This is a genomic window from Calditrichota bacterium, from assembly GCA_013151735.1.
Lineage (GTDB): Bacteria > Zhuqueibacterota > JdFR-76 > JdFR-76 > BMS3Abin05 > BMS3Abin05.
On sequence record JAADHR010000193.1, the window covers coordinates 46,926 to 55,610 of the forward strand.

General features: G+C 49.7%; 5 protein-coding genes. All 5 read right to left on the reverse strand.

All coding sequences use genetic code 11. The features are described from left to right. Nucleotides 1–20: 20 nt before the first annotated feature. Nucleotides 21–290: a phosphatase PAP2 family protein gene (locus GXO76_13710; protein ID NOY78914.1), complete on the reverse strand. Its 270-nt coding sequence runs from the start codon at nucleotides 288–290 to the stop codon at nucleotides 21–23. A 341-nt stretch (nucleotides 291–631) separates the two neighbouring features. Next, nucleotides 632–1,612: an NAD-dependent epimerase/dehydratase family protein gene (locus GXO76_13715; GenBank protein ID NOY78915.1), complete on the reverse strand. Its 981-nt coding sequence runs from the start codon at nucleotides 1,610–1,612 to the stop codon at nucleotides 632–634. Nucleotides 1,613–1,617: 5 nt separating this feature from the next. Beyond that, nucleotides 1,618–2,712 carry an undecaprenyl/decaprenyl-phosphate alpha-N-acetylglucosaminyl 1-phosphate transferase gene (locus GXO76_13720; GenBank protein ID NOY78916.1) on the reverse strand — a complete coding sequence of 365 codons (1,095 nt, stop codon included), beginning with the start codon at nucleotides 2,710–2,712 and terminating at the stop codon, nucleotides 1,618–1,620. A 449-nt stretch (nucleotides 2,713–3,161) separates the two neighbouring features. Beyond that, a complete protein-coding gene (locus GXO76_13725; GenBank protein NOY78917.1) occupies nucleotides 3,162–6,587 on the reverse strand; it encodes a DUF5110 domain-containing protein in 3,426 nt (1,141 codons plus the stop codon). A gap of 97 nt (nucleotides 6,588–6,684) precedes the next feature. Then, nucleotides 6,685–8,451 carry a BamA/TamA family outer membrane protein gene (locus GXO76_13730; GenBank protein NOY78918.1) on the reverse strand — a complete coding sequence of 589 codons (1,767 nt, stop codon included), beginning with the start codon at nucleotides 8,449–8,451 and terminating at the stop codon, nucleotides 6,685–6,687. Nucleotides 8,452–8,685: the final 234 nt, after the last annotated feature.

Sequence of the window (8,685 nt, forward strand, 5' to 3'; positions counted from 1 at the left end):
ATTTTTGGGCGGATTCGCGGCTAATTTTTTTCCGTTTCTATTTCAACACGCGCCTTTAGCCATTTGTTGTAGCCCAGCACCACCAGCCAACCGATTAGGAATCCCAGAACAGCGCCCGTCATGACGTCGAATGGATAATGAACCCCTACGTACACGCGGGAATAGGCAATGATCCCGGCCAGTGTGTAAAGATACCACCGGTATTTGGGATAGAACCCGCCAAAAAGAGCGGCTGCTGCCATGCTGTTGGTGGCGTGTGCGATGACGGAAAAGAAAAGCTCCCGGAACACCCCACCAGCAAGCGAACCGTTTCAACCACATGGCAGGGTCGTATGCGATGAACAAGCGGCTTTATTACAAAACTGCTCATCTGGTCACTGAGGGTAATGGTCAAAATCAACAAAAGGGCGGCTGCCCGCCCTTTTTTCCCTCCCCAAACCATCAACGCAATCCAGATGAGCAGGATAGGTAACTTCCAATTGTTTAAATTGGTCAGACGAGGCATTAACCAATCCAGAACCGGATTGGTCAATGTTTGGTTAAAAAGATTAAAAAGAAGTGTATCCAAATGAACCAGAAATTCAAGCACGATTTTTTCGCCTGCAAAAGTTTAAAGTCCGTTTATTCCACCTTATTCAGACGGGATATTGAGTTCCTTGCGATAATAAGCAATCACATTTTCAAGGATTTCATCCAGCGAATGGTGAGGTTCGTATCCGATGTAAGACTTAATTTTGGACAAATCCGGAATCCGGATTTTCATGTCTTCAAATCCCTCCTCATAGGCCTTGTCGTAGGGAATAATCTCAATCGGAGAGTCGCTGTGGGTCAGCTTTTTAATCCGCTTCGCCAATTCCATGATCGTCACCGGTTCATTCCCTCCCACATTAAAAATCTGACCTTCTGCCCGCGGATTTTTCATTAATTTGATCAACGCGTCCACGACATCAGCCACGTAGGTAAAACAACGAACCTGCTCACCATCTCCATACACCAGAATGGGTTCATTTTTCAGGGCGCGCGTAACCATTCTCGGAATCACCATTCCGTATTGACCCATTTGCCGCGGGCCGACCGTATTGAACAATCGTACGACGACTGTGGGCAGTCCTTTTTCTTTATGATAGGCCAACGCCAGATATTCGTCAATGGCTTTCGATGACGAATAGCACCAGCGGCTCCTTGTGGTCGGTCCAAGCAGACGGTCATCATCTTCACTGAACGGAACCTTTTCACTCTTTCCGTAAACCTCCGATGTGGACACGATGAGCACCTTCTTCAGGTACCGATTGGCCAATTTCAGCACCATCTCAGAACCCATAATATTGGTTTCGATCGTCTTCACGGGGTGCTCTACGATCAGCTCCACACCCACGGCGGCTGCCAGATGATAGATCATATCATTCTCGCTGACCAGCCGGTCCATGACTGTTTCATTTTGGATGGTGTCAATCGCAATCTTAAAATTCGGATTCCCCATGAGGTGTTTCACATTTTCCAACCGCCCCGTCGAAAGATCGTCAATTACCCAGACTTTATGTCCCTGTTTGAGCAGTTCTTCTGCCAGATGCGACCCAATAAAACCGGCTCCGCCGGTAATCAAAACATTCATTCGTATTAACCTCCTTGTTGATTAATATGCATTAAAAACGTAACCAAACTCAAAATTAAAACAGCCTGAGCCAATAGAACCCAGCTTTCCCACGCTTTTGCGCCGGGGAGTAAAACCGCTACCATTCCAACCGTTAGCGTAACCACATAAATAAAAAATACGGCCTGTGTTTGTCGCATCCCCAGCGCCACCAACCGGTGAGAAAAATGTTTTTTATCCCCCACAAACAAAGGCCGGTGTTCGCGCCAGCGAATGACCATTACTGAAAAGGTGTCATAAATTGGAACACTTAAAACCAGCAAAGGGATAATAACCGGAATGGCTGTTTGACTTTCAGGCGTGATGTAAGAACTGATCACGGTCAGCGTTCCTAACATGTAGCCGATAAAGAGACTTCCGGCATCTCCCATAAAAATTTTTGACGGATACCAATTAAAGAGTAAAAATCCCAATAAGCTGCCAGCCAGGGCCACAAAGATAAACGCCGTGAACAACTGTCCCTGAAGAAAAACAATTACCGCAAAAAGCAGGGAGGCAATGGCGGCCACACCGGCCGACAGGCCATCCATATTGTCCATTAAATTAAAGGCATTAGCGATACCCACAATCCACACAGCCGTGACCACAAAATCCAATATCTGCCCCGGCATGAATTGGGTCCGTACCCCCCCTGCAAACAGAATCCCCACCGACAAAAATTGAACCAGAAATTTCACCTGGTACGGGAATGTCTCCCCCCGAACATCGTCAATTAAACCCAGAATAACAATGACCAGACTTCCTGCGGCAATGCAAGAGAGTTCCAAAAACCGTGCCTGAATTTTTGAGACTAAATTCAGATAGGGTGCAACCACGTGCGACACGAACGAAACGTTTTTGAACAGAAATAAGCCAGAGAGGTTCAAAACGATGGTTAAATAAAATGCACCTGCGATGGCCAAACCACCCAACAGGGGTTTGGGTTGATCGTGGATCTTCCGCTGGCCGGGCCGATCCGTTATCCCCAGGCGAAAGGCCACTCTTCTAAAAATGGGAACCAGTAAAGCAGAGAAAAAAAGTCCCATTCCCAGAAGATAAAGTAAGGTAAAAATACGTAACATTTATTCACCGCTGTCTTAAATTGGTAAGCAGACTCACCGCAGCGTTTTACGGAGAGCATTTAATGAAATCACCACAAGGTATTTCAGTCCCCTCTGACAAGAGGGGTGTGTGTCCTGGCGGACAGGGACAGGGTGTGTCTCCCGGTTTCTTTCACAACATTCGTGTAAACAGGAAAAGACTCAAAAAACACACCCCTAAATCCCCTCTTTTTAGAGGGGACTTCCGGCTAAAACACTCGATAGCAAAAAAAACCATTTCCCCTCTTTTCTACAGGTCAGTCAAAATTTTAATTACTGCAATTTTTAACAAACATCCCACCCCACAAACGTCCCCTCTGACAAGAGGGGTGTCTCCGCCGGCTGGCGGGGACAGGGTGTGTGCCGGTTTTTTTTCACAATATTTGTGCGAATAAATAAAGAGTGGAAAAACACACCCAATTCAACACCTCCTATTTTTCCCCGATTTTGACCCCTGTCATAATGTGCTTTTGGGAATCCAGCAGCCGCGCACCAAAGGCCCAGCCACCGCCGGCCTGCGTAATTTTCGCGAGAAGCACATTCTTCCCCTCTTTCAATCGAATCGGAACCACGTCCTGATTCTTCTCGTAACCGCGCAGAATTTCATGTTTGAAAACGGGTTCACCGTTGAGCCAAACGGCCACGGCATCGTCGCTGCCCAGGGAAAGATACCCCTTTTGCGGGCGGTCGGACTGAATAAACGTTAGCGCATAGGCAGCCAGGTTTGGCTGATCACCGCTTTTCCACAATTTTCTGAAATCGATGGAAAAATCGTCCAGCAACTTGGGTGTTACACGGGTGGGCACAATCTTTTGCCAGGAAAGAACTCTGCCTCCGGGAAGTGTGACCGATTTTTCAAGATCAATTTCCCGATTCGTCTCATCTAACACACCCGTTTTTAGATCTTTCGGATTTTTAATCGGAAAGGGACCCAACACCCACCAGGTGTTAATGGCCGGGAAAATCGGTTCCCGCTTCGTAAATGCAATGGGAACGCCGTTGAGGTTTACCCGGACAGATGTTTCCAGCTCACCCGGCTGAAAGTCGCCATTGGCTTTCAGCTCAATTTTCCTTTCCTGAACGGGATTTTCATTCAACGGTTTTAATTGAACATGCTGCTGACTCGGGGTCGTCCACGGTTCCTTAACCGAAAGAGACAGTTCGCCCTTGAAATCTCCCAGCTTTTTTAACGCCAACCAATCCACGTCTCCCATTCCAACGGAAAGAGTTGCTAAAACTCTTCGGGAAGTCGCCGTAGGCAATTGGAGAGAAATCTTCTGGTACAATCCCAGCAAATGGGCCAGACAGCTTTTTAGGAGCGAAGAATCTGTTTCCGCTGTCTGAATGTCGTGCACCACCTCGGGAAATTCGCTTTCAAATGTTTCCAGTTCGGATTTTGCCGTCTCGGGTTTCAGGCCGATTCGATTGCCCGTTTGTACCGCCCGGATCAGGCGTTCGGGCCAGTTGCCCCGCAGCATCTTTTTCACCTGCTTGAGCCGCGCCAGTCGATTGGGAAATCCCCGAAGAAGAGAGGACTCCGGATCCAACTGGGCCAACTTCACCTGCACAATCTGCTCTTTGTGTACATCGACTTCGGGCAGATTCACCACAGCGGTTACGTGATCCCCATCGTAGAACCAACCCGGTGTTCCTTCATCCAAATCAAAAGGAATCCGTTTTCCATTCCACACAATCTCACGAGGGGGCCAAATGCCCAAAAGTTTCAGGGTGACCGCGCGCTTTTTCGGCATTCCGGGATACGATCCTTCAACCGGCTTAATGCGAATGGTTTGCGTATTTTCGGAGAGGTGGTTTTCGAGGGTCGTCCAGGCACAGATGTTCTTTTCGTAATTCTGTGTATTCCCTTCGTCTTCGTACAAACGAAATTCTCCGCTTGCGCCGGGGAAAACAGCCAGCACCAGATCGGCAGATGCCGAAACCGTGTTTGGCGCATCTTTCATCATGGGAATAACCGCCCCCGCCTTCACGTACACGGGAATCTGATCCAGCGAAAAGGTGTGCAACACCACCGCCGGACCGCGAATCAGCCGTCCCGTGAACCACTCGTACCACTCCCCTTCAGGCAGCCAAACTTTCTCCACGGCGAGCTGACTGAGCGTATCCAGCGGAGCCGTCACGGGCGCCACAATCATGTCATCGCCAAAATAATATTGATTTTTAAAGCGGTACGCTTCATCCGATTCCGGAGACTCGTAATACATTGGCCGCAAAATGGAAATCCCTGTGTCGTAGGTTTTGCGGGATTCCGTGTAAATGTAGGGAATCAGACGGTATCGCAGCAGAAACGCCTTCCGCATAATGGTGTAATAATCCACGGGGAACGCCCAAATACGCCGCTCGTAATCGTATTTTTGCGTGGTGTGCGTGCGCAGAACCGGGCTGAACGCTCCCCACTGAATCCAGCGGGTGTAGAGTTCCGGCGGCTCCACATTTCCGAAATGCCCGCCGATGTCGTGGCTCCAGTACCCGTAACCCACGTTTGCTGCGGTGGCGGTAAAATAGGGCTGAAAAGCCAGTGAAGGCCAATCCACATGCGTATCCCCCGAAAATCCAATCTGATAGCGGTGATTTCCAAGTCCTCCCCAGCGGCTAAAAATAAGAGGACGCCGGTCTTTCCGATGGTGTTCCATATCCGTAAAATGCAAGTAGTTGAGCCACCAGAGCGGATCCAGTCCCGGTATTTTGGATGTGGTGCCCTGCTGCCAATCGATCCACCAAAAATCCACGCCTTCGTCTTCCAGGGGATGATGGAGATATTTAAAATAGGCATCCATGTATTTCGGATCGGTGCAATCAAAGGGAATCGGCTGTTTTGTGGCGGGATCAATGCCCATGGCCCGGGCAAATTCGGGGTAGGCCTTTTCATGGGGTTTCACGCCTGAAGCCGGGTGCAGATTGAGGGTCACCTTGATTCCCTGGCGATGCACCCATTTCATAAAATAGGCCGGATCCGGAAAGAAGTCCGGGTTGAAGGTGTAGCCTGTCCAGCCCTTCAAGTGCCAGCCCATGTCGATTACCAGAACGTCCAGGGGAACGGTGTGTGTCTGGAATTCCCGCACCAGGCCTTCCAGCTCTCGGTCCGTGTACGACCAGTAGCGGGACCACCAGGTTCCAAACGTAAACTTCGGCGGCATGGGAATTTTCCCGGCAATTTTGATGAAATCATTCAGCGTTTTTTTATAGTGGTGCCCGTAACCGAAAAAATACCAATCCAGCCGGTCCCCTTCCGGACGGGCCGTGACCCACGGGGGGTTAGTGGCTGTGAACAGATCGCGTTTGGAATCGTCTACCAGCACCCAGCCATCCCGGGAAAGCAGGCCCGGTTCCAGGGCAATGCTTCCTGAAATACTGTCCAGGGTGCGGGTAGTTCCGCGCAAATTACCGGGATTTTTCATTCCCGGTTTCCAAACGTTCCGGGTGCCGTTGACGTGAAACTCCACATAAAGGTTTTGAGAGCTAAATTTTCCACTGCCTTCTTTGTAATGAAGCGCCAGGGCCTCCGTTTGAATCACCAGCCAGCCCTCCTTGTGGGACACCGTGAACGACGGAACGGGCAAATTTCGATTAATAAATGCAAGGGAGGCCCGGTCCTCAAAAACTCCGTCGCCGGCCCACTCCATTCGAATGAGCTGGGGCGTTAAAACGGTAAAACGGGCGTTTCCCGAAACGACCATGGCTCTGGCGTTGGCCACCGGATTCCACCCGCTGGGGAGCGCCGGAGCCGGTCTGGCAAAAAATGCACTCAATGTGAAAAATAGGACAGGAAGCAGCGTTTCCAAACCAATTCTCAACAGTTTGTAAACATGTACCGGTTCACTAAACGAAAAAACTGGCATTTTTTTACCCTCTGCGTTTGTGTGATTTTGTGACGGCTGACAGTCATTTAGAATTAAAGATAGAAATTTTTTTAAAAAATAAAAGCATTTATTTTCTTCAAAACTGATTCATAATCCGAACGTGGATTTTGCCCTGGCTGATGGCATCCCCTTCGCCGAGTCCATAATCAATTCCCACAATGCCGACGGCCGTTTGAGTGCGGATGCCCAGTCCGTAGCCCAGTTTCCACACATTCTGCCACTGACGGGTGGTCTGATTCTTTGCGGAAATCCAGCCGGTATCCAGAAACAAAAACAGACGGGACCGGCGGCCCATTACATACCGGTACTCCAGATTGCTCCAGGCGATTCGGCTTCCCCGGAATTGATCCTCCCGATACCCGCGCAGCGTCCGGCTGCCGCCCAGATAGAATTGTTCTTCGACGGGAACAAAATTCCCCGGAAACCGCACTTCCCTCCCGTGAAGCCCGAGTGCCCACACCTGCCGCCCGAACCAATTCCAGTACCCTTCAAAATCAAGAGTGGTTCGGCGAATATCCTGCGCGGCTGCACCCTCGCCGAATGTTTTTCGCCGCAAAAAATCAACAGACGTGGCGTAAAAAAGTCCGTGTCTGGGATTGAGCCAGTCATCCCGGGTATCGAAGCTCAACCCGCCGCTGAACCGCCAGGCCTGACTTCTGGGAATCCGGAACAAAACCTCTCCAATGGAATCCGGCAAAACGGATTCCCGCCCCATTCGGACGTGAAGCTGAAGGCTTTCCAGCCACATCCACTCGGATCCGATCTCCCAAACCCGCCGAATAAACGTGGTGTCTTGCAGGCGCTGCTGAAAACGAAGGGTCACCGAAACGGGGCGGTTCAACACCCAGGGTTCCTTGTAAAAGAGCTTCATTTCCTGCGAGCGGCTGTTTTTTTTCTGCCAGAACGCCGAAAATTCCCGGCCTGTCCCGAAAAGGTTTTGGAGATTTACATCAATCAATCCGGTAAAATACGCCTTTTTTTGCAGAGTTGGCGGATTGTATCCCATCGTTCCGTCAAATTGGGCCATATTCCCTTCGCGGATGGGAATTTGCAGGCGGCCGTTCCCGGTGGAATCCCACGAAATGCGCACGCTGTCCGCCAGACGGAGGTACGGGAATTTTCGCAAACGACGTGACATTTTGTCCAGATCGCTCTTGCGAAAGGCCTTTCCCGGCCAGATCCGTAATTCGCGCAAAAGGGTCTTTTTTCGGGTAATTTTATTCCCCGAAATACGAATCTCGGCAATCTTTCCCGGCGGGCCCTCCCGTACAACCAGAGAGATCCACACCTTCTTTTGATTCGGAAGCAGCTCCAGTTTTTCAAGGCGGACCCTGCACAAAGGGTACCCGCGGTCAGCGTAGCGGGTGACCAGATGGTCCAAATCGTTTCTGAGCTGTTCAGGGCGAAAAACCTGCCCGGGACGCGTATCCATTTCATTCAGAATACGTCGCGTCGAAATCACGTGATTGCCCGAAATACGGATTCCCCCCACCCGAACCCGGGAACCCTCGCTAATAAACAGCGTGATCCTTTTGTGCTTTTCCTTACCCCGATAAAGAATGGAATCAATTCTGGCAAAAAAGTACCCCTTCTTTTGGTACAATTCAAGGATTCGTTTCCCGTAGGATTCCAACTCCGAATGGCTCAACGAATCCGTCGAAAATGCAGCCACTTTCCTCAACTCGGGCGCGCTGATGTGCCGATTGCCGATAAATTTAATTTCGGGCCTGTGGTCCCCGGAAAAACCCGCACCGGCGGAAATCAGAATTCCGAAAAGGCTCATTCCGAAAAAAATTGCCGGAGCCCGCAGAACACGCGAAAAAACACAAAAAAGATTTTTCACGGTGCTTTTATCCGTTTTTCGTTTTTTGATTTTTTCGGCCATCTGTTAGTTGCATTTCCTGTTTAAGTCCACTTTAAAAAGCGTTTGCCCGCGAATTTCACGATTTTCACAAGTTGATTTTACCGAAATTAAATCAGTGTAATTCACGTCGTCCGTGGTTTTAAAGTCAACCCTTATTCCACAAAGGAAGCTTCTCTTCCTTTCGTGTAAATTCGTGGGTAATTTTTTCCCTGA

What these genes read in the sequence shown, in the direction of transcription:
- GXO76_13715 (NOY78915.1), bottom strand. Translation starts at nt 1,612, where the DNA reads ATGAATGTTTTGATTACCGGCGGAGCCGGTTTTATTGGGTCGCATCTG.
- GXO76_13720 (NOY78916.1), bottom strand. Translation starts at nt 2,712, where the DNA reads ATGTTACGTATTTTTACCTTACTTTATCTTCTGGGAATGGGACTTTTT.
- GXO76_13725 (NOY78917.1), bottom strand. Translation starts at nt 6,587, where the DNA reads ATGCCAGTTTTTTCGTTTAGTGAACCGGTACATGTTTACAAACTGTTG.